At 64.3% G+C, this 230-nt stretch carries 1 protein-coding gene; it reads right to left on the bottom strand.

Going from position 1 to position 230, the window contains the following annotated elements; translation table 11 throughout:
• Positions 1-230: hypothetical protein (locus AB3X95_RS39090; protein ID WP_368624018.1), on the bottom strand; the 230-nt coding region annotated here is incomplete at both ends.

Genomic DNA, 230 nt, shown 5'->3' with positions numbered 1-230 from the left:
GTTCCAGCCTGCGCTGGCCGTCTTGCCGACCTCGTCGAGCTGCTCCTTGTTCACCGCGTCGCCAGCGTCGACACCCGCCGCCACGTTGATGATCTTGCTGCCACCCGCGTCGATGCCGCCCGTGGTGATGCTCGGGCCGTTCTTGATGGTCAGGCCGTCGTTGTTCACCACCGTGTCACCCATCGTCACGCTGTCGACCTTCAGGTCGCGTGCCAGATCGAAGTTCACGT

It is taken from the genome of Paraburkholderia sp. BR13444 (assembly GCF_040948755.1).
GTDB lineage: Bacteria > Pseudomonadota > Gammaproteobacteria > Burkholderiales > Burkholderiaceae > Paraburkholderia > Paraburkholderia youngii.
This window is presented reverse-complemented; position numbering and strand designations above follow the sequence as displayed.